The following is a 20,424-nucleotide window of genomic DNA, read 5'->3' on the forward strand; positions in this document are numbered from 1 at the left end:
ACTCGGCGTGGGGCGGGCGGGTCAGGCCACGGGCGATCGGACGTGCGCCCCCGTCTCGCCGTGCGGGTCGGTGAAGACGCGCGGGTCGTCCCACAGCAACTGGATGTCACGCGCCCAGTGCTCGTCCTCGGCGTCGGCCTCCTCCCGCAACTGAAGGATCCGGCGCGGCAGTTCTGCGGGCGGGACGCCGGACACGCAGTCGTCGAGCTGGTCCAGGAAGGTCTTGCCCGTGCAGTCGACGCCGCCCGCGCAGGGCTCCTCGGGGTCGCTGTCGCAGCCCTCCCGGGACCACACGACCAGCGGGGCGGGCGCGGTGAGCGTGGTGTCGAAGTGGGCTCGGGTGCGGGGCGCGGCCGGCGCGGTGGCGAACCCGGCGAGACAGGCTTCGGACTGCCGCAGCCGTACCCGCAGCCGGCGCGGCTCCTCGGGCGTGCCGCACTCCACCCGGTGCAGTCGGGCGCCGGGCGCGGAGTCGAGCCGGTTCCAGGCGCGGGTCAGCTGGTGCCGGGTGCCCGCCCGCCGCCGCGCCTGGTCGGTGACCACGACGGGGTGCACGCAGCCGAGCGGGGTGTCGTCGTCGGGCGCGCTCGCCCAGCGGTCCACGGGCAGGTCGATCCAGTCGCGGGGCAGCGCGAACGCGATCAACTCGTCGCAGCCCGGCGTCAGGTACCCGAACGCCGCCTCGATCCGGTCCTGGACGTAGGCGGGCAGCCGGGACTGCGGGACGGTGTCGGACCCGACCGGGTGCCGGCGGCCCCCGCTGTACGCCGACACCTCGACGCGGACCTGGCCGTCGCCCGCGCCGCTGTGCCGCAGGTCGACCAGGATGGGCGACCACCGCGGCGCGGCGGGCGCCTCCGCGGGGGCCCGGAACAGCGCCTCCACGTGCCCGGTGAAACGGGCGACGGTGCCGGCCGCGTCCTCGCCGTCGATCTCGCACAGCACGAACAGCGCGGCCGAACGCAGCGAGTCGAAGCCCTCGCGCGGCGGCTCGGGGTCCAGCGGTCCGGCGGCGGCCCGGTAGAGCCGTACGGGGTCGCAGTCCAGGCCAGCGCGGACGGCCCGCTCGACCAGTTCCCGCAGCCGGGCGCGGTCGGCGGTGCGGTGGTCGGAGGTGGGGACGAGCCCGGCGAGACCGGGCCAGTAGCGGGCCATCACCTCGGTGGGCATCATCCGCCCGTTGCGCACACCCTGCGCCCCGGCCGCCGCCGTGACCATGCCCACCACCTCACCGGTGTCGACGAGGGTGACCGCGGCACCGCTGAACCCCGGTTCGAGCGGCTGCCCGTCCGGCTGCCAGGCCTCCAGCTGCATCCACTCCCGGTTGAGCAACTGCGGTGCGGTGACCCGGTACTCGGCCAGCGTGCCCTCGTCGAAGCCGAGCGGGAAGCCGTACACGACGAGCTTGCGCGGCTGCCGGCCGTACGCGCTGTCCACGGGCGCGAGCGCCGCCGGGGCGATGTCCACCTCGTGGGCCAGCTCCAGCACGGCGAGGTCGCCGAGGTCGGTGCCGCCGCCGCCCCAGCCGCCCTCGGCCACGACCCGGGCCGCGACGGGCGCGGAGCCTGGCCGCTCCGTGAAGGTCACCGCCAGCGCCCCGGCCGGCCCCTCGTGGACGACGTGGGCGCAGGTCAGGACCGTGCGCGGGGTGACCAGGAAGCCCGCTCCGACGACCTGTCCGGCGCACTCGACCCGGGCCTGCCACTCGGCGCTCCTCATGACAGGGGGGAGGACTCCGGCCGTGCGGCCGCCGGTACGGCCTCCCGCGGCCGGTCCGCCGACGGGGACCAGGTCAGCCTGACGACCAGGTGCCCCTCCGTCGTGCCCTTGGCGATGATCGCGCCCGTCTCGGCCGCCAGCTTCACCCCGAACTCGATCTCCACGCCGTCGGGCCGCAGCGCGCCGTCGCGGAAGACCCGCAGCGCGGACTCCGCGGCCGAGCGCACGCCCTCCAGGGCGCCCTCGAAGGTGCGGGCCGCCCGCACGGTGCCGTCGCCGCGGGCCACCAGCCGGGAACCGGGCCGCTGTTCCTCCACGGCCTCGACGGCGACCACGGCGCCGTCGTCCGTCGTGAACTCCACCACTGCTGCCATGACGCCCCCGTCGTACTTCTCGAACCGCGGCTCCGTGCGCCGCCATTGTCACGGACGGTACGGGAGGTTGTCCTGTTCCCGCTCCCGCCGCCCGCCGCCGCCGACGGAAATCCGCCACGACGCCCTCCCGTCCCCTCCCCGGAACGCCGGCACCCTCACGGCAGATCCGTGCGGACCACCCCCAGCTCCGCCAAGTCCTGCGGACGGATGCGGAGTCGGCCGGCCGTCGCCTCGACCTCGCCGGGCGGCCGCTTCAGGATCGCGGCGGCCGCCTCCGGCGCGATGACCGAGAAGTAGCTGTCCGGGGTGGCCCAGGTGCGGCCGGGCGCGGCCAGTGCCAGCGCGCCCCCGGACCCGCCCTCGCCGATCACCAGCGTGGTGACGGGCGTCCGCGCGGTGGCCACCGCGCCGAACAGCTCGGCGATCGCCGCGCCCGCGCCCTGCCGCTCCGCCTCGGCGTCGTTGGCCGCGCCCGGCGTGTCCACCAGGGTCAGCACCGGGATGCCGAGCCGGCCCGCGAGCCGGATCAGCCGGGTGGCGGTGCGGTAGCCGGCGGGCCGGGTCGCGGTTCCGGTCTGGGCGGCGTAGGCGACGGTACGGCCCCGGTGCTCGCCGAAGCCGCACCGCATGCCGTCCGGATCGGTGCCGCCGCAGCGGTCGCCGCCGATCGCGGCGCGCACCGTGAAGTAGGCGTCCAGGTAGGCGTCGGCACGCGGGCGCCGGGGCGACCGGGCGCGCAGCACGGCGTCCCAGCCGGTGGCCGGAAGGTCCTGTGCACCCAGGGCGCGGGGGACCGGTGCGGGCTCCTGCGACGGGCGGGTCAGCAGCCGCAGCCACCGCCCCAGCGTCTCCCGCAGCGCCCCCGGCTCCACGACGGCGTCCGCGGAACCCGCCGCTACCTGCGCCTCGGCGGTGTACGCGGCGGGATCGGCGTCCGGCGGCCGCACCCGCGACCCGGCGAAGCCGACCTGGGCGCCCGGCAGGGCGAGCACCACGTCGGCGCCCGCGCCCAGGGTGGCCCAGCCGCCACCGGTCGTCGGATCGCGCAGCACGGCGATCTGCGCCAGCCCGGCCTGCCGGGTCAGCGCCGACTGCCGTGCCACACGCTGGAGTTGGGTGAGGGCGACCATGCCCTCCTGCATCCGTGAGCCACCGGTGGCGACCAGCGCGACGACCGGCAGCCGGTGGTCACGGGCGTGGCGGTACGCCGCCTCCAGCCGGTCGCCGGTGCGTTCGCCCAGCGAGCCGCCCAGGAAACCGAACTCGAAGGCGATCAGCACGGCCCGGGTGCCCTCGACGCGGCCGACGCCGCAGACCACGGACTCCGCCTCCCCGGTCCGCTCGGCGGCACGGGCCCGCGAGGCGTCGTAGCCGGGCCAGGCCAGCGGGCCGTCGGGGGCGGACTCGCGCGCCGGGCGGGGGAGTTCGTCGAAGGAGCCGGAGGAGCCGGAGGAGCCGGGGGGGCCGGGGACGTCGAGGACGAGGGCGAGGATCTCGCGCGCGGAGAGCCGCAGCGGGCCGCTCATGACGGCAGCGCCCGCTTCATGATCTTCCCCATGTCGTTGCGGGGCAGCACGTCGAGGTACCGCACCGTGCGGGGCCGCTTGTGCGGGGCGAGCCGCCGCGCCACATGGCCGGCCAACTCCTCCTCGGCAGGCGGCGAGTGCCGGTCGGCGGGCACGATCCACGCCACGATCCGCTCCCCGAGGTCGGCGTCCGGCTCCCCGGTGACGGCGGCCTCCCGCACGCCCGGATGCTCCAGCAGCGCGTTCTCGATCTCGCCGGCGCCGATCTTGTAACCGCCGCTCTTGATCAGGTCGGTGGCCTTGCGCCCCACGATCCGGACGTACCCGTCGGCGTCCCGCACCGCCATGTCCCCGGTCCGGAACCAGCCGTCGGAGGTGAACGCCCCGGCCGTGGCGTCCGGCCGGTTCAGGTAGCCGGTGAACAGGTTCGGCCCGCGCACCTCGATCTCCCCGACGCTCTCCCCGTCGTACGACGTGAGGGGCGTCCCGTCCTCCTCCACCAGCCGCAGTTCCACGCCCGGCAGCGGCACCCCGACCGTGCCCGCGCGGGGCTCGCCGTCGGCGCGCACGGAGGTGTTCATCAGCGTCTCCGTCATGCCGTACCGCTCGACGACCCGCTGCCCGGTCGCGGCCGTGATGCGTTCGTGGTCGTGCACCGGCAGCGCGGCGGAGCCGGAGACGAGCAGCCGGGCCCGGCCGAGCGCCGCGGCGAGGCCGGGGTCGCCGGGGAGGGCCTCGGCGAGCCGGTGGTACATGGTCGGCACCCCGAACAGCATGGTGGCGCCGCCGTTCAGCTCCCGGGCCACCCCCTCGGGGGAGAACCGGCCCAGGTGCCGCACCGAGCCCCCGCGCCGCAGCGGCCCCAGGACGCCCAGCACCAGCCCGTGCACGTGGAACAGCGGCAGCCCGTGCACCAGCACGTCCTCGCCGGTCCACCGCCAGGCGTCGGCGAGCGCGTCCAGCGTCGCCGCGACCGCCCGCCGGGGAATGACCGCGCCCTTGGGCGGGCCGGTGGTGCCGGAGGTGTAGACGACGAGCGCGGGGTCCTCGCCGCCCACCGGCACGTGGTCGGGGAGCCGTCCGCCGGTGGTCCGCACGTCCACGTCCAGACGCGGCAAGTCCTTTGTCACGGAAGGCAGATCGTCTCCGGGGCCGGCCAGGAGGAGCGCGGGCGCGCTGTCGGCCAGGATGTGCCCGAGTTCCTTCTCCCCGGACTTCGGGTTGAGCGGCACCACCGGCACCCCGGCCTCCAGCGCCGCCACGACGGCCACCGCCGTCTCCGCCGAGGGCGTCGCCCACACGGCGACCCGCGCCCCGTCGCCCGGCAGCCAGGCCGCCAGGGCGCCCGCCGCACCGGCGAGTTCCGCGTACGTCAGGGACCGGTCGCCGAACCGCAGGGCCACACGGTCGGACGGCGGGCCGGTCAGGGCCGGGAAGAGAGAGGACACCGGAACACTCCTCGGGCAGGGGACGACACCGACGTTCCTACCTCATGACCGGCGCGGTCAGTCGCTCCCGGAGGGCGACGCCGGTCACGTCCGCCGCCCGGCGAGCGGCACCGGCGGGTCCCCGCGTGGATCGGAACGCGTCCGGAGCGCGGGCCGGAGTCCGGGTCAGGCCGCCTCCACCACGTCGGCCACGACACAGCTGACGTTGTCCGGGCCGCCCGCGCCGTTCGCCTCGGCGAGCAGGGCGCGGACCGTGTCGGCGGGTGAGGGGATCCGGGTGAGCAGGGCGCGGATCCGGGCCTCGGGGACCACCGTCGACAGGCCGTCGGAGCACAGGAGGTAGCGGTCGCCGGGGTGGGCGTCGTGCAGGCGCAGTTCCGCGCGCGGGGGCGCGGCGCCGGTCAGGGCCTTCAGCAGGAGGGCGCGCCGCGGGTGGGTGGTGGCCTCCTCGGCGGTCAGCCGGCCCTCGTCGATCATCGACTGGACGACCGTGTGGTCGTGGGTGACGAGGAAGAGGGCGCCGTCGCGCAGGAGGTAGGCGCGGGAGTCCCCGATGTGGACCAGGGCGAGGCGGGAGCCCGTCCGCACCAGGGCCGTCAGGGTCGTACCGGCGTCGTCCGCGCCGTCCGCCGCGTCCCGCACCGCGTCGTTCGCGCCGCGCACGGCGTCCTCCAGGACGTCGAGGACGTCTCCCGCCGGCACCTCCTCGGTGTCCAGGAACCGCAGGGCCGCCACGGCCGCCCCGCTGGCGGGGGCGCCCGCCGGTCCGAAGCCGTCCGCGACCGCGAGCAGCCGGCCGCCCGCGTACGCCGTGTCCTGGTTCTCCGGGCGGATCAGGCCCCGGTCCGAGCCGGCCGAGTGACGAAGTTCCAGCATGGTGGTGTCCTTCCTCGATGTCTGTGGTGTCCGTGACGCATGCGACAACTGGTCCACGAGGAACGCCGCGAGGTCACGCCGTACGGCCGTCTCCGCCTCGACCCGGGCCCAGTAGGCGCGGATCTCCCCGGCGGCGGCCGCCGGGTCGAGCGCGCACACCTCGCGGATCCGCGCGAGCGGCATCCCGATCCGCCGCAGCCACGCCACCAGCCGCGCCCGCTCCAGCTGGCCGGCCGTGTAATAGCGGTAACCGGTGGCGGGGTCGACCCGCGCGGGGCGCAGCAGTTCCAGCTCGTCGTAGAGCCGCAGTGCCTTCGGCGACAGCCGGGAGGCCTTCGCGAAGGCCCCGATCGTCAGCATGTGCATGCGCACCCCGTTCCTGTTCCCGTGTCCGTTCCGCCACCGATGCTGGGGCTTCACCGAAGGGGAGGGTCAAGCGGGTTGCGGCGGTTGCGGGGGCGGCGGTCGGGGTCTTTCGTTTGGATCAGGCCGGATCAGGGAGCGGGGTCTGGTGCCGTGCATCGCAAGGCGGAGGAGGGCGCCATGGCGGCGCCATGGCAACCGACGACAACGCGGCGAGGCATGGTGCCAGACCCCGCGAGTCCGGCATGATCCAAACGAAAGGCCCTAGCCTGCGGGTCCGTGCCCGCCAGGAGAACGGAGTCCCGCCGTGCCCCGAGTCGCCCTCGTCACCTACGACCCCCGGCCCGACCCCAGCAAGGACCGTGACCTGCCGGTCCTGGTGCGGGCCCTGGCGGAGGCGGGGGCCGAGGCGCACGCCGTGTGCTGGGACGACGCCGGCGCCGACTGGGCCTCCTACGACCTCGCCCTGATCCGCTCCACCTGGGACTACAGCTGGCGCGCGGCCGAGTTCACGGCGTGGGCGGAGCGCTGCGCCGGGGCGACCCGGCTGGCCAACCCGGCCCCCGTCGTGCGCTGGAACACCGACAAGCGCTACCTCGGCGAACTCGCGGCGGCGGGAATACCCGTCGTCCCCACCCGCTACCTCGCCCCCGGCGACCCGGCCGACCTCCCCGGCGACCACGAGTACGTCGTCAAGCCCACCTCGGGCGCCGGCGCCCGTTACGCCGCCCGCTACACCCCCGACCAGCACGACACCGCCGTGCGCCAGCTCGCGCGCATGCACGAGGAGGGGCTGACGGCGATGGTCCAGCCGTATGCGCGGAGCATCGACACGGCGGGGGAGCGGGCCCTGCAGTTCTTCGGGGGCTCTCTGCTGCACGCCAGCCGCAAGCGCGCCGTGCTCGCTCCCGGGACCGCGTTCGACGCGGCCAAGGTCGCTCATCCGGGGCTGGAGCCCTGGACCCCGACGGCGGCCGAACTCGACGTGGCCGAGCGGGCGCTGGCCGCCGTACCGGGCGCACCGGAGCTGCTGTACGCGCGGGTCGACCTGGTGGACGGTGACGACGGCCGGCCGCGGGTGATGGAGCTGGAACTGGTGGAACCGAACCTCTTCCTGTTCCTGCACCCGGAGTCGGTGCCGCGGGTGGTGGAGGTGATCCTCGAGGCGGCCGCCACCGGCCGGGGCCCTTCCGGGGCTACCCCCGCACCGCCGTCCGCTGCAACAGCCCCCAGGTGAACTCGGCGACCACCTCCCGCCGCACCCCTTCCCCGTCCGGTGCCGTGAAGGCCAGGCCCCGGCGGGTGGGGGCCGATCCCTCCAGGGGGCGCGCGGGGGCGAAGGCACGGGCGGCCTCGTCGACCGTGCAGGACCAGGGGGTGAGGTCGTCGAGGGTGCGCAGGACGGGGGCGGGCGCGCCGGGCGCGCGGACGAGCCACTCGTTCCAGACCGCGCCGCCGGGGGCGAGGAGCACCTCGAAGCGGAGGGCGGGCCACAGGGGCAGCGGCCACCGCCACGCCTCGCAGTCCAGGTCGCCGATCCGGCGCGCCGACCGCGACGCGGGGGTGCCGAGGACGGAGCGGTACCGGGAGGCGGCGCCCCTGCCGCGCGGCGAACGCACCATCGCCTGCCAACGCTTGTTGGCATCCCGCATGTCGGCCGGGGAGGCGCCCAGCTCACGGCGGGCGTCCTCCACCAGCCCGGGGTTGTGGTCGGCCATGCGGCGCAGCAGCACCAGCTGGAAGTCGACGGGCGTGAAGGGGCGGCCCGCGGGGGGCGTGTCGGACGGCATGCGATCCATCGTCGCCCACCGGGCCGCAGGGCCGCCCGCGCGCCGGGCGACGCACCCTCCCGCGCCGGGTGGCAGGTCGACGGTGTTCGGTATCCCGTCCCCGGCCATTGCCCGGTGCCGCGTTGTGTGACTAGCCTGTGTTCGTCATGCCGATCGTCTGTTGAAATTTCGAACACAGGCCTGAGACGAACCAAGGGAGGGGGCCGGCCGTGGGACGACTGGTACCTGCCGTTACCCGGGCTCTCGACATCCTCGAGCTCTTCCTCGACGGGGACGGCACGCTCTCCGCCCCCGACATCGTGCGCCGGCTCCAACTGCCGCGCACCACCGTGCACGAGCTGGTCACCACGCTCGCCGCCCGGTCGTACATCGTCACCGTCCCCGGACAGCCCGGACGCTACCGCCTCGGCGTGCGGCCGTACCAGCTCGGCAGCCGGTACGCCGAGCAGCTCGACCTGGCCGCCGAGGGCCAGCAGGTGGCCCGCACCGTCGCCGAGACCTGCGACGAGACGGTCCACGTGGCGATCCTGGAGGGCACGGACGTCATCTACATCGCCAAGGTCGACTCCACCCACGCCGTGCGCATGGTGTCGGCGGCGGGCCGGCGCCTGCCCGCGCACTGCACCTCCGTCGGCAAGATGCTGCTCGCCTCCCTCCCCGACGCCGAGCTGACCGCACGGATCCCCGACGACGCCGACCTGGTCGCCATGACGCCCAACAGCATCACCGAACCGGGCGCCCTGCGGGAGGCCTTGGCGGAGATCCGGGAGCGGGGCATCGCGGTCGAGAGCCGCGAGTCGAACCCGGACGTCAGCTGTGTGGCGGCCCCGGTGCGCGACCGCACCGGCCGGGTCGTGGCCGCGCTGTCGATCTCCGTCCCCATGATCCGCTGGAGCGACGAGCGCCGCATCGAGCTGGAGCAGCTCGCCGCCAAGGGCGCGGCCGAACTGTCCGAGCAGCTGGGCTACCGGAGCGCGGCATGACCGACACCTTCGACGTCGCCGTCCGCGCGGAGGCCGCCCTCGGCGAGGGCCCCACCTGGGACCCGGCCGGCGGCCGCCTCCTCTGGCTGGACATCCTCGGCTCGCGCCTGCACACCTACGACCCGTCGACGGGCCGCCGCACGGTGCGCGTCACCGACCAGCACGTGGGCGCGGCCAAGCCCCGCGCGGGCGGCGGTCTGGTCCTCAACCTCCGGGACGGCGTGGGCCTCCTGGACGAGGACGGCGGCTTCCGCTGGCTCCACCACGAGCCGGTCCCCGGCCGCCGCGCCAACGACGCGGCCGTCGCGCCGGACGGCTCGCTCTGGGCCGGCACGATGCGCTACGACGAGGCGCCGGGCGGGGGGTCCCTGTCCCGCGTCACCGGGGACGGCTCGGTCCGCGTGGTCCTCGACGACGTCGCGGTGAGCAACGGGACGGGCTGGAGCCCCTGCGGCACGCTGATGTACTACATCGACTCCCCGACCCGGCGCGTCGACGTCCTCGACCACGCCGACGGCCGGGTGACGAACCGTCGCCCCTTCGTCACGGTCGAGGAGGGCGCCGGCTTCCCCGACGGGCTGACGGTCGACGCGGACGGATGCGTGTGGGTGGCCCTGTGGGACGGCGGAGCGGTGCGCCGGTACACCCCGGCGGGCGCGCTGGACCGGGAGATCCGCTTCCCGGCCCCCCGCGTGACGGCCTGCGCGTTCGGCGGGCCCGGCCTGACCGACCTGTACGTCACGACGGCCCGCGTGGGCCTGACGTCGCCCCATCCCCTGGCGGGTTCGCTCCTGGTCGTCCCCGACGCGGGCGAGGGCCTGCCCCAGCCGGCGTTCGACGGCTGAGGGCGCGCGGCGGGGCCGGGCCCGCCCCCGCCGGGCCGCCCGGGGTCACCCCGCCGCGGTACCGGCGGCCTCCAGCTCCCGCAGGATCCCCCGCTCCGCGTCGGTCAGCGGCGGACCCGCCGCCGCCCGCAGCGCCGGACCGCTCAGGGTCGCCAGCAGCGCCGACGGGCGCAGCAGCCGTTCCGGCCCCGCCGTCAGGCTCGTGACGTCCCACAGCGCCGCCGCCGCGTCGTACGACCCCGTGGCCGTCCGCATCACCCGCCGGGTGAACCGGGTGACCAGCCGGTCCGCGACGGTGGGGGCCCCGCCCCGCGTTCCGGGGAACCAGACGTCCTGGCTCACGGCCATCGTCCAGGCCGCCTCGACCGATGACGCGGCCCCCCGCTGCACCCGCCGCGCGAGCCCCGGCGTGTTGGTCCCGCCGTCCTGCCGCAGCTCCCGGCTCAGCACCCGCGCGCCGAGCGCGGCCACGGACATGCCCTGCCCGTAGGCGGGGTTGAAGGTGGCCAGCGCGTCGCCGAGGACGACGAACCGCTCGGGCCACTCCCGCGCCTTCTCCAGGTAGCGCCGGTGGTTGCTGGTGCTGCGGCTGACGTGGATGTCGGTGAGCGGCTCGGCGCCCGAGATCAGCCGTCCCACCAGGGGGTGCGGCAGATCGAGCGTGTACCGGAGGAATCCGTCGGGGTCGGACGGCGGTTCGCCGCCGCCCCGCGTCCCGGCGAGGCTGACCATCCACCGGTCGCCCTCGATGGGCAGCACCATGCCGCTGCGTCCGGGCAGCCCCTGATAGGGGTTGGCCTGGATGATGGTGAGCGGGAACCGCCCGGCCCCTTCGGGGGTGCGGTAGATCCGCGTGGCGTTGACGAGGCCCGCGTCGACCGTCTTCTCCCGGATGCCGGAGATCCCCAGCTCCCACAGCCAGTTGACGACCCGCGAACCGCGCCCGCTCGCCTCGACCACGAAGTCGGCGTCGATCACCTCGTCCCCCTCGGGGGTGGAGACCCGCACGCCGGTGACGCGCCGCGCGTCACCGGTCAGATCGAGCACCTGGCCCTTGCGGATCCGGGCCCCGGTGTGGGCCAGTACGGCGTCCCGGACCGCCCAGTCGAGCAGCGCCCGGCTGCAGGTCATCATCCGGGGCCCCTCGTGGCGCCAGCGCCGGAACCAGCCTTCGGGCGTGAGGGCGATCATGCCGGAGCTGAGGGATATCTCGCGGGCCCCGGCGGCGAGCAGGTGCTTGCGCATGTCGACGCCCGGCACGAGGTCCTCCATGGCGGCGAGTCCGCCGGCCATGAGGAGGTGGGCGTGCCGGCCCTGCGGCAGGCCCTTGCGGTGTTCGGGTTCGTCGGGCAGGTCGTCCCGTTCCAGCACGGTCACCTCGTCCACGACGGTGGACAGGGCCGCCGCGGCCAGCATGCCGGCCAGACCGGCACCGATGACGACAGCTCTACTGGACATGGGGCTCCTCGTACTCGGCCATGAAGGCACACAGGGCAGGCGGGGCGGACGGGGCCGACGTGGCGGGCACGACGGACACGGCGGGCACAACGGGCACGGCAGGCACGGCGGGTTTCTCGGGTGGGACAGGCCTCATGAAGGCGGGCATTCGGCCACCGCGGGACCGGCCGCACGGCCCGTGCGCCGCGAGGGGACCCGCCCACCAGGCCGTTCGGCCGTGAGGGCTCGCCGCCGCACCCGACAATCAGCCATGGAAGGCTTTCACCGTACCTTCACCCGCCGTGTCCGGCACCGGAGTTCGGGCCAGTTCCCGCGCCAGCTCCACCAGCCCGGCGGCGCCGGAGACCTCGGTGGCGTGCAGCCGGTGGGTGCTCGGTGTCCCGCACGGCGCCTCGCGCGCGGCGGCCCGTCGGGCGGCCTCGGCGAGCATGGCCGCCTCCGAGGCGATCCGCGCCTCGTGCGCGCCGCGGCCCTCGCCGAGGGCGGCGGCGAGGGCCCGTGCCCGGACCCGGTCGTCGAAGTAGGGGGCGAGGGCGAGGAGCGCGTCGTGGATGGCGACCTCCCGCCAGTGCAGCCGCTCCTCGGGCAGCCGCCACCAGGACACGGGCGGCTTGGGGGCCACCGACACGAACCCCACGCGCGCCCACAGCGGCCGCAGCCGCCGGTGGTCCCGCAGCCCGCGTCCGTGGGCGACGGCCGCCGGCAGCAGCCGGGGCAGGACGTAGCCGGCGGAGCAGAGCAGGGCGCCGAGGGCGGCCATCGGCGGGGCGACGCTGGTGGACAGGAAGTCGAGGTCGTGGCCGGTCCAACGGGCGACGACGGCCGTGTACTTGGTCAGCTGGAAGCCGAGCAGGTCCAGCAGCGCGCCGACGAGGATCAGCAGCAGCCCGGTGCGCAGCAGGCCGGTGACCTCCCGGGCCCACTTCACGCACACCACGGCCATCGCGACGATGGCGGCGGTGTGCCCGAGCAGGTAGAGCACGATCATCTCGCGCATGTACGGCGTGTTCGCGTAGTAGGTGTCGAGGTCGGTGAGCCGCTCGACGGGCGCGTCGGCCAGCGCGAACAGCACGATCACGGCCACGATCAGCGGCCCGTACACGGCGATGCCCCGCAGCACCTGCCGCCGTACCCGCTCGGGCGGCCCGCCCCGCCAGTGGGCGAGCAGGATCAGCAGCGAGCAGCTGTACGCCGAGAGCATGCCGTACGTCAGCGGGGCGCCGAAGTTGGGGATGCCGGTGAGGTCGTTGACGGCGGCCAGGGTGACCGGCGCGGAGCAGACGAAGACGAGCGCGCCCAGGGTGATCGCGACGCAGGTGGAGGCCGTGAGGGGGTTGGGCGCGGCCGAGCGGGGCCGGCGGAACAGTACGGCGGCGGAGAGCAGGAGGACGGCGCCGGCCAGGTAGACGACGAGACTCACGCGGTCGGCCTCCGTTCGGCGGCCACCGGCCCGGCGTTCGCCACGGCCCCCGCCACCGCCCCCGTCACGGCTTCCGGCGCGAACTCGGGCACGGCCCCCGGCACACGGTCGGCCACGGCCTCCGGTACGGCGCCACGGACTAGCGGTTCGCCGGCGAGCGCGTCGGCGATGCGCACCAGCGCGGCCGGGTCCGGCGCCCGCTCCAGGAACCAGGCGGACTCCCCGGCACCACGGTCGCCGCCGTCCGGCCCGGCGTGTGCCTCCTGCCGCACGGCCGCCGCGATGACGGTCGCCCAGGCCGTCGCGGCGGCCCGCTCGGCGTCGCCGGTACGGCGCAGGGCGGCCCGCAGCGTCGCGTCGTACAGCTCGCGGTCGACGTAGGCGTCCAGGTGGGTCAGCGCGTTGTGGATGCTGGTGCGGCGCCACACCAGCCGGGTGGCCGGCCGGGCCCAGCACGGCCGGGGCAGCCGCAGGGCGTGGCGGGTGAGGACGCCGTCCAGTTCGTGTTCCAGGGGTTCGAGGCGGGCGTAGGTGCGCCGGGTCCGCCGCCATTCCGTCAGCCGGGGCCCGGCGAGCGGGACGAGGACGCCGACGACCGTCATGACCGCGCCGAGTCCGGCCGCGGCCGGGGAGGCGTCGGTGACCAGGGCGGACCAGTCGTGGCCGGTCCAGCGGGCGGCCACGGCGGTGAGCCGGGCCAGGCTGTACACGACCCCGCACAGCGAGCCGAAGCCCAGCGTCACGAGGCCCGCCCGCAGCCAGCCCCGTACGTCGCGGGCCCAGCGCAGGGCGGACACGGTGGTGACGCCGACGGCGGCGAGATGCCCGAGCAGGTAGAGCACGATCATCTCGCGGAGGAAGGGCGTGTTCGCGTAGTAGGTGTCCAGGTCGACGCGCCGCTCCACGGGCGCGTCGCCCAGGACGAACATCGTGACGATGCCGAGGACGACCAGCGTGTACGCCAGGATCCAGCGCCGGGCCGTCCGGCGCACCCGCGGTCCGCCCCGCCAATGCACGATCAGCACCTGGGAGGCGGCGCTGTACCCGGTGATCGCGGCGTACGTCAGCGGCGCGGCCAGGTTGGGGGTCGCGCCGAGCCGGTTGACGGCGCCGACCGTGGGCGGGGCCCCGAGGAGGAAGCAGAGTCCGGCCAGGCCGAGCACCGCGCAGATGGAGCGCAGGTAGGGGTCGTGCCGGTGGCGCAGCAGGTCGGGGGCCCGTACCAGCAGGCCGAGCCAGAGGACGGCGGCGCTGACGTAGTGGGGCAGGCCGTTCATCCGCGGGTTCCGTTCATCTGCGGGTTCCGCGGTAGTTGAGGGCCGCGCCGATGCGTCCGGCGATGTCCTGGGTGTCGTCGCCGCGGTCGGCGTACACGGAGTCGGCGGACGCTTCCAGCCAGGTGCGCAGCCGACGGCCCATCAGCATGCCGAAGCGGTCGGCCTCCTGCTCGTCGGAGAGGGTGAAGTCGCTGCGGGCGGCGGCGGCCGGAGTGGCACCGGGGACGGCGTCGGCCCGGCGCCGGTGCATGTGCCACACCTCGTGGCAGAAGATCACGATCTGGTGCCAGACGGCGGCCCGTTCGTCGATGACGACGTCGTCGTGGTCCTCGCCCTCCAGCCAGAGGCCGCTGGCGGTGTGCGGCGGGAACACCGCCCGGTGCACGACGATCTCACGGCCCCGCCAGCGCGCGGCCGCCGCGACGACCGCGTCGAACAGGACCTCGGGTTCGGCCGGGACCGGCACCCGGATGGGAGCGATGAGGGTGTCGGCGAGGCGACGCATCTCCCTGTTCGTACGCACGGTTCTCCCCGTGGCTGCGCGGGCTTTCGGTCCGTGCAATATGCCAAGATCTTCGCCGTTTCAGCTACCTCCGCCTGCGCGGGCGGGGGAATTCGGCGCGAACTCGGCCGGGAGGAAGCGGCTGTAACGGATGAACGGGGTACGGCGTCCCGAGGCCGTTGGCCGAAAAGATCCGGTGCCCGGCTCTCACTGCCCGTGCCTCACCCGGGTCGGCCCGCCCCGCACCCGCCAGATCCGGCCTTTGTCGACGGGTGTGCGGGACCGGTGGACGCCGGATGGAGAAGCCGCGCCCGCCCCGCGGCCCCGGCCGCACCCGTGTCGGCCTCGCCCGCGTCGGCCTCCCTCACCGGGCGCCGCCCGCCGGGGCGTCGGGGCGGGCCCCGCCCGTCGGGGTGCCGGCCCGGTCGGCGTCCGCCGCGGCGGCGGCCCCCTCCGGCACCGCGGCCTCCTCCCGCGTCGCCGCCTCCCGTACCGCCCGCACCGCGTCCGGTTGCCGCAGCGCACGCGACACCGCGCCGATGTCCCGCAGCAGGTCGGTCGTGTCGGCCTCGCCGGCGGTGTCGCGCTCCTGTCCGCGGCTCCGGGCGTCCGCCGCGTCCAGCACGGTCACCGCGGCGGCCAGCGCCTTCGCCCGGTCCGGCGGGAAGCCGAGGGCGAGGGCGGCGTCGTGGGACCGTCGGCGCAGGTCCTCGTCGACGAACCGGGCCAGTGACAGCAGCCCGTCGCGGATGAACGTCTCCCGGCGGATCAGGCGCAGTTCGGGAGCGGAGCGCAGGACGCGGGGGACCCCGCCGCCGACGACCGTCTTCATCAGCAGGTACAGCGGCCGCAGTTCGCGCACGGCGTCCCTGACCTGCCGGCGGTCGTGCAGGTACTGGCCGGCGTGCGGAAGGATGAAGCCCACCGCGATCAGGATGGCGGACAGGCAGGCCAGCGGCGGGGCCACGGCCGTGCTCAGCCAGTCCAGGTTCCGTCCCGCCCAACGGCTCACCACGGCCGTCACCTTGGCCGCGTCGAAGACCAACTGGAGGGCGTAGCCCACGCCGAGGAACTTCAGTCCCCAGCGCAGCAGGGCGTCGAGTCCGTCGGCGCGCACCCAGTTCCAGATCAGCGCGTTGGTGACCAGGGTGGCCGTGGTGTGCGCGAGCAGGTAGAGCACGATCAGTTCGCGGGCGTACGGCGTGTTCGCGTAGTACGTGTCGAGGTCCCGCAGCCGTTCCTCGGGCATCTCGGCGAGGGCGAACAGCACCCACAGCGCGGCGATGACGGCGGCGTAGGTGCCCAGGACCCAGCGCATGGCGGAGCGGGTGCGGGCGGAGCGGTCGGACAGGCCGTTGCGCCAGGTGATGATCAGCAGCAGGCACGAGCCGCAGAACGCGGTGAGCAGCGAGTACACCCAGGGCCCGGAGATGTTGGGCACGCCCGTGACCCGGTTGACCCAGGCGATCGTCGACGGCGCGACGAACACGAACACCGCGCAGGCGAGCAGCAGCAGGCCGCCGACCGCGCGCAGCAGCGGGTCGGTCCACAGCCGGATGATGCTGGGCAGTTTGATCGCCAGGGCGGCCGCGAGGATGCCGGCGGGGATCCACCAGAAGGAGGGGTAGAACTCGTTGACGAAGCTCGCCGGTGTCACGGCCAGCGGTTCGGTGAGCCGTGCCGCCGCGGGGGCCAGGTCGCTCAACGCCGGTCACCGCCCCCGCGTCCCCGGTAGCCCAGGGAGCGCTGCACGGGCTCCAGGGGAGGGGCGGTGCCGCCGCCGTTCAGCAGGGGCCGCAGCGTGGCGGCGAGCCGGTGGCCGAAGTCGTCGGCCTGGGACTCGTCCTGGGCGCGGGAGCCGTTGCGGGCGGCGACCGCGAGGGCCACGTCGCGCCACGCGGGCCGTACGGCGAGGGCGCGGGCGGCCGCCGTGCCGGCGGTGTGGTGGTGATCGTGTCCGGCGTGCAGGTGCCACAACTCGTGTCCGAGGATGACCAGTTGCTGTACCTCCTCGGCGCGTTCCTCCACGATGACGAGGTCGAAGTCCTCGAACTCGACCCACAGGCCGGTCACTTCGATCTCGTCGGGGAACCGCTCGAAGCGCAGCTCGACGGGCCGTCCGCCGCGCAGCGCGGCCATCTCCTCGCACAGCGCGCGGGCGATCTCGCGCACTCCGGCCGGCGTCCGGGGCCGGGCCCGCAGTGCGCCGGCCAGTTGGCCGGCCAGGTGGCGCATGGCGGGGCCGGTTCTCGCGCGCCGCAGCGTCGAGGTGATCCGGGCAGCCGTCGTGCGCACGCCCGCGATGTCCATCCGCTCCCCTTTCCCACCGCCCCGCGGCAGCCGCTCCCGAGGCTACGCGGCGGGACGTGTCCCCGTCACGGAGAACCGGGCGCGGAACGGGCGCGGGCCGGGAACGAGACGGGCGCGGAACAGGAACGAGGCGGGCGTGCGGCGGAGCCGGAGCGGGCGAAGGGCGGGACCGAAGCGCCGCCCCGGCAGAAAGCGCTGTCAGCTCCACGCTAGGAGGTTGCCGTGAGTCCTGTCAGAACCATTGACGCGGGGACACATCGAATTTACGGTCCCGTTCGAAGTTACGGGCACAATTCGAAATATCGAACAGTTAGGGCAGGGCATGGGACGACCTGGCCTCAGTCGCAGGCAACTTCTGTCCGCCGCCGGCGGGTTGACCGTCGCGGGCAGCTTCGGCTTCGCGGCGCTCGGCACCGGAGCCGACGCGCTCGCCTCCGGCGCCGACACCCGGGTGCGGTACTGGAACCTCTTCAGCGGCGGCGACGGATACAACATGATCGCGATGCTGGACGCCTTCCGCGCGGACCACCCCGGCATCGACGTGAAGGACTCCACCCTCCAGTGGGGCAGCCCCTTCTACACCAAGCTCGCCATGGCCGCGGCGGGCAACCGCGCACCGGACCTCGGCGTCATGCACATGGGCCGGGTCACCGGCTTCTCGCCCGGCCGCCTCCTGGACCCCTGGGACGTCGACCTGCTCGCCGAGCACGGCGTGCGCGAGGCGGACTTCAACCCCGCGCTGTGGAAGCGCGGCGTCATCGACGGCGAGCTCTACGCCCTCCCGCTCGACATCCACGTCCAGCTCTGCTTCTACCGCAAGGACGTGCTGAAGAAGGCGGGCCTGCTCGGCGCCGACGGGCGGATGGTGCCCGTGACGTCCACCGACGAGTGGTTCGACGTGCTGAAGGAGGCCAAGCGGGCCACGAAGAAGGGGCTCCAGACCATCGGCCTGTGGCTCAACGACCAGAACTTCCAGTGGTGGTTCTTCGTCGCCTTCTACACCCAGCTCGGCGGCACCTGGTTCGACGCCGCCCACACCCGGGTCACCTTCGACACCGACAAGGCGACCCAGGTCCTCCAGTTCCTGCGCCGGCACATCACCGACGGGTACGCGAACCCCGGTTTCGGCGGGGGCGCGGGCGCCGAACAGTTCGTCAACGGCGCCCCCTTCGCCTGGGAGGGCAACTGGTCGGTGCCGGTGTTCGACGCCGCGAAGCTCGACTACGGCGCCACCCCGCTGCCGCCCGTCTTCGGCAGGCAGGCCACCCACGCCGAGTCGCACGCCTTCGTCCTGCCGCACCGGTCCGGCCGCGGCGGTGCCACGAACGCGGCCGCGCACCGCCTCGCCGCGTACGTCGTCAAGCACGCCCGGCAGTGGGCGGCCGGCGGACACATCCCCGCCTACACACCGACCCTCTCCACGGCCGCGTACCGGGAGCTGAGCCCGCAGAACGAGTACGTCACGGCGATGAACCACCAGGCCACCGAGCCGAAGGTGTGGTTCGCCGGGTCCACCGGCATCCTCGCCCAGCGCGTCGGCCCCGTCGTCGTCTCCTCGACGACGGGCTCCGCCGAGCCGGCCGCCGCCGCCCGCCGCATGAAGAGCACGCTCACCGAACTCCTCGCCTCGAAGAACCCCATGGACGGCAGGACCGCCGCGCAGGGAGGTGCGGCCGCATGACGACGACCGGTGCCGGGACCGTCGTCCGCCCGGCGCGCGCGAGGACCGCCGCAGCGAGCGCCACCCTCCGCCGCAAGCAGGGATTCCAGCACGGCGGCTGGTTCGTCGCCCCCTTCCTGGCCCTCTTCGCGCTCTTCGTGATCTGGCCGCTGCTGCGCGGCGTGTACCTCAGCTTCACGGACGCCAACATCTCCGGCGACGGCACGGGCTTCGTCGGCCTCGACAACTACCGCGAGGCCCTCGACGACCCGCTGGTGTGGGAATCGCTCGGCCACAGCGCGTACTTCACGCTCCTGGTCGTGCCCTGCATCACGGTCCTCGCCTTCCTCCTCGCGATGCTCGCCCACCACATCGACCGCGCCAAGTGGCTGTGGCGGCTGTGCTTCTTCGCCCCGTTCCTGCTGCCGTCCACGGTCGCCGCCAACCTCTGGCAGTGGCTGTTCAACCCCGGCACCGGAATGGTCGACCACGTCCTCGGCATCGACACCCCGTGGCTGACCGACAAGTCGTACGCCCTGCTCGCCGTCGTCGTCTGCACCCTGTGGTGGACGGTCGGCTTCAGCTTCCTGCTCTACCTCGCCGCCCTCCAGGGCATCCCCGCCCACCTCTACGAGGCCGCCCGGCTGGACGGGGCGAACGCCTGGCACCGCATGGTCCACATCACGCTGCCGATGCTGCGCCACATCACCGGACTCGTCGTCGCCCTCCAGGTCCTCGCCTCGCTCCAGGTCTTCGACCAGGCGGTCGTGATGATGGACTTCGGCACCGGTCCCGAGGGATCGACCCGCACCTTCGTGCAGTACACCCTCGAAGAGGGCTTCACCAGCTACCGCGTGGGCTACGCCTCCGCGATCTCCGTCATCTTCTTCGTGCTCGTCGCGGCCGTCGCCCTCGCGCGGATGTGGCTGCTGCGCAACCGTGAGGAGGGCGGCCGATGACCACCGCCGCACAGACCCCCGCACCGGCCCCCGCACCGGTGCCGGGCCGGCCCCGCAGGGCCTGGTCGCCCGGCCAGATCGTGCTCACCGCGCTCGGCGCGGCCGTCTCCGCGGTGTTCCTCTCGCCGCTGGCCTGGGCGCTGTTCACCTCCCTGAAGTCGGAGACCGAGGCCGTCGAGGTGCCGCCGCACTGGCTGCCCGACGACTGGACCGGCCAGGCGTGGTCGGCCGTCTTCGGGACCGGCAACATCACCGACTGGTTCGTGAACTCCCTCGTCGTCTCGGTGTGCGTGACGGCCGTGGTGCTCGTGGTGGCCGCGCTCGCCGGATACGGCTTCGCCCGCACGGAGTTCCGCGGCAAGGGCGTCCTGATGGGCGTGGTGATGGCGGGCCTCATGGTGTCCCCGGCCGTCCTCGGCGTGCCGCTGTTCACCACCGTCCAGCAGATGGGCATGGTCGACACCTACTGGGGCATGATCCTGCCGCAGTGCGCGCCCGCCGCGATGGTCTACATCCTCTACAAGTTCTTCCAGGGCGTCCCGCGCGAACTGGAGGAGGCGGCGTTCATCGACGGCGCCGGCCGCTGGCGGGTCTTCCTCACCATCGTGGTCCCGCTCTCCCGCCCCGCGCTCGCGGCGGTCGGCATCTTCACCTTCATCGCCTCGTGGAACAACTTCCTGTGGCCGTACATGGTGACCAACAACCCCGACCTGATGACCATGCCGAACGGCATCGCGACCGTCATGAACTCCTACGGCATCCAGTGGGCCCAGCTCATGGCCGGCGGCCTCATGGCGGGCCTGCCGCTGATCGTCGTCTTCGTCTTCTTCCAGCGCCAGATCGTGGCCGGTGTCGCGCACACCGGACTCGCGGGCCAGTGAACCCCTCCCCGGACGAAACCGAACCCTTCCGAA

The 20,424-nt window shown here is 74.5% G+C and carries 18 protein-coding genes; 6 read left to right on the forward strand and 12 right to left on the reverse strand.

Annotation, left to right across the window (positions count from 1 at the left end):
- Window positions 1-21 precede the first annotated feature (21 nt).
- From AB0N31_RS08900 to AB0N31_RS08920, 5 genes are all read right to left on the reverse strand, one after another.
- Entirely contained in the window at window positions 22-1,719 is a 1,698-nt protein-coding gene (locus AB0N31_RS08900; protein ID WP_366057695.1) for a trypsin-like peptidase domain-containing protein, read from the reverse strand.
- A complete protein-coding gene (locus tag AB0N31_RS08905; RefSeq protein ID WP_366057696.1) occupies window positions 1,716-2,093 on the reverse strand; it encodes a CU044_2847 family protein in 378 nt (125 codons plus the stop codon). The genes AB0N31_RS08900 and AB0N31_RS08905 overlap by 4 nt, the downstream gene beginning before the upstream one ends.
- 155 nt (window positions 2,094-2,248) lie before the next feature.
- Complete coding sequence (locus AB0N31_RS08910; RefSeq protein WP_366057697.1) at window positions 2,249-3,619, reverse strand: carboxyl transferase domain-containing protein; 1,371 nt, start codon at window positions 3,617-3,619, stop codon at window positions 2,249-2,251.
- The gene (locus AB0N31_RS08915; protein ID WP_366057698.1) at window positions 3,616-5,067 is read right to left on the reverse strand and encodes an acyl-CoA synthetase; all 1,452 of its coding nucleotides are present in this window, start codon (window positions 5,065-5,067) and stop codon (window positions 3,616-3,618) included. Before AB0N31_RS08915 ends, AB0N31_RS08910 begins: the two co-directional genes overlap by 4 nt.
- Before the next feature lie 165 nt (window positions 5,068-5,232).
- A complete protein-coding gene (locus tag AB0N31_RS08920; RefSeq protein WP_366057699.1) occupies window positions 5,233-6,309 on the reverse strand; it encodes a MerR family transcriptional regulator in 1,077 nt (358 codons plus the stop codon).
- Window positions 6,310-6,613: 304 nt separating this feature from the next.
- Here AB0N31_RS08920 and AB0N31_RS08925 point away from each other — a divergent pair, with 304 nt between their 5' ends.
- Window positions 6,614-7,543: a hypothetical protein gene (locus tag AB0N31_RS08925; protein WP_366057701.1), complete on the forward strand. Its 930-nt coding sequence runs from the start codon at window positions 6,614-6,616 to the stop codon at window positions 7,541-7,543.
- Here the strand turns inward: AB0N31_RS08925 and AB0N31_RS08930 are convergent.
- On the reverse strand, window positions 7,503-8,096 hold the full coding sequence (locus AB0N31_RS08930; RefSeq protein ID WP_366057702.1) for a hypothetical protein: 594 nt from the start codon (window positions 8,094-8,096) through the stop codon (window positions 7,503-7,505). The two genes, AB0N31_RS08925 and AB0N31_RS08930, sit on opposite strands and share 41 nt — an antisense overlap.
- A 209-nt stretch (window positions 8,097-8,305) precedes the next feature.
- On the opposite strand from AB0N31_RS08930, the gene AB0N31_RS08935 reads away from it, so the two are divergent.
- Together AB0N31_RS08935 and AB0N31_RS08940 are read left to right on the forward strand one after the other, a co-directional pair.
- On the forward strand, window positions 8,306-9,079 hold the full coding sequence (locus tag AB0N31_RS08935) for an IclR family transcriptional regulator (RefSeq protein ID WP_366057703.1): 774 nt from the start codon (window positions 8,306-8,308) through the stop codon (window positions 9,077-9,079).
- Window positions 9,076-9,924: an SMP-30/gluconolactonase/LRE family protein gene (locus tag AB0N31_RS08940; protein WP_366057704.1), complete on the forward strand. Its 849-nt coding sequence runs from the start codon at window positions 9,076-9,078 to the stop codon at window positions 9,922-9,924. Before AB0N31_RS08935 ends, AB0N31_RS08940 begins: the two co-directional genes overlap by 4 nt.
- A 45-nt stretch (window positions 9,925-9,969) precedes the next feature.
- Here the strand turns inward: AB0N31_RS08940 and AB0N31_RS08945 are convergent, their stop codons facing one another.
- The 6 genes from AB0N31_RS08945 to AB0N31_RS08970 form a co-directional block, all read right to left on the reverse strand.
- Complete coding sequence (locus tag AB0N31_RS08945; RefSeq protein ID WP_366057706.1) at window positions 9,970-11,382, reverse strand: FAD-dependent monooxygenase; 1,413 nt, start codon at window positions 11,380-11,382, stop codon at window positions 9,970-9,972.
- Between the two features lie 244 nt (window positions 11,383-11,626).
- Window positions 11,627-12,802 carry an MAB_1171c family putative transporter gene (locus tag AB0N31_RS08950; protein ID WP_366057707.1) on the reverse strand — a complete coding sequence of 392 codons (1,176 nt, stop codon included), beginning with the start codon at window positions 12,800-12,802 and terminating at the stop codon, window positions 11,627-11,629.
- Window positions 12,799-14,079 (reverse strand): MAB_1171c family putative transporter, encoded by a 1,281-nt coding sequence (locus tag AB0N31_RS08955; protein ID WP_366057708.1) that lies wholly within the window; start codon window positions 14,077-14,079, stop codon window positions 12,799-12,801. The genes AB0N31_RS08950 and AB0N31_RS08955 overlap by 4 nt, the downstream gene beginning before the upstream one ends.
- Window positions 14,080-14,092: 13 nt before the next feature.
- Window positions 14,093-14,602, reverse strand: a complete 510-nt coding sequence (locus AB0N31_RS08960; RefSeq protein ID WP_366057709.1) for a toxin — start codon at window positions 14,600-14,602, stop codon at window positions 14,093-14,095.
- A 343-nt stretch (window positions 14,603-14,945) separates the two neighbouring features.
- Window positions 14,946-16,238 carry an MAB_1171c family putative transporter gene (locus AB0N31_RS08965; RefSeq protein ID WP_366057787.1) on the reverse strand — a complete coding sequence of 431 codons (1,293 nt, stop codon included), beginning with the start codon at window positions 16,236-16,238 and terminating at the stop codon, window positions 14,946-14,948.
- A gap of 44 nt (window positions 16,239-16,282) precedes the next feature.
- Entirely contained in the window at window positions 16,283-16,891 is a 609-nt protein-coding gene (locus AB0N31_RS08970) for a toxin-antitoxin system, toxin component family protein (protein WP_366057710.1), read from the reverse strand.
- A 322-nt stretch (window positions 16,892-17,213) separates the two neighbouring features.
- Between AB0N31_RS08970 and AB0N31_RS08975 the strand changes: the two genes are divergently transcribed.
- The 3 genes from AB0N31_RS08975 to AB0N31_RS08985 are packed head-to-tail and all read left to right on the forward strand — an operon-like array spanning window position 17,214 to window position 20,391.
- The gene (locus tag AB0N31_RS08975; RefSeq protein WP_366057711.1) at window positions 17,214-18,572 is read left to right on the forward strand and encodes an extracellular solute-binding protein; all 1,359 of its coding nucleotides are present in this window, start codon (window positions 17,214-17,216) and stop codon (window positions 18,570-18,572) included.
- Window positions 18,569-19,510, forward strand: coding sequence for a sugar ABC transporter permease (locus AB0N31_RS08980; RefSeq protein WP_366057712.1), 942 nt, complete (start codon window positions 18,569-18,571; stop codon window positions 19,508-19,510). Before AB0N31_RS08975 ends, AB0N31_RS08980 begins: the two co-directional genes overlap by 4 nt.
- A complete protein-coding gene (locus AB0N31_RS08985) occupies window positions 19,507-20,391 on the forward strand; it encodes a carbohydrate ABC transporter permease (protein ID WP_366057713.1) in 885 nt (294 codons plus the stop codon). Before AB0N31_RS08980 ends, AB0N31_RS08985 begins: the two co-directional genes overlap by 4 nt.
- The last annotated feature ends 33 nt before the right edge of the window (window positions 20,392-20,424 follow it).

The sequence above is a fragment of the Streptomyces sp. NPDC051051 genome (genome assembly GCF_040682975.1).
GTDB lineage: Bacteria > Actinomycetota > Actinomycetes > Streptomycetales > Streptomycetaceae > Streptomyces.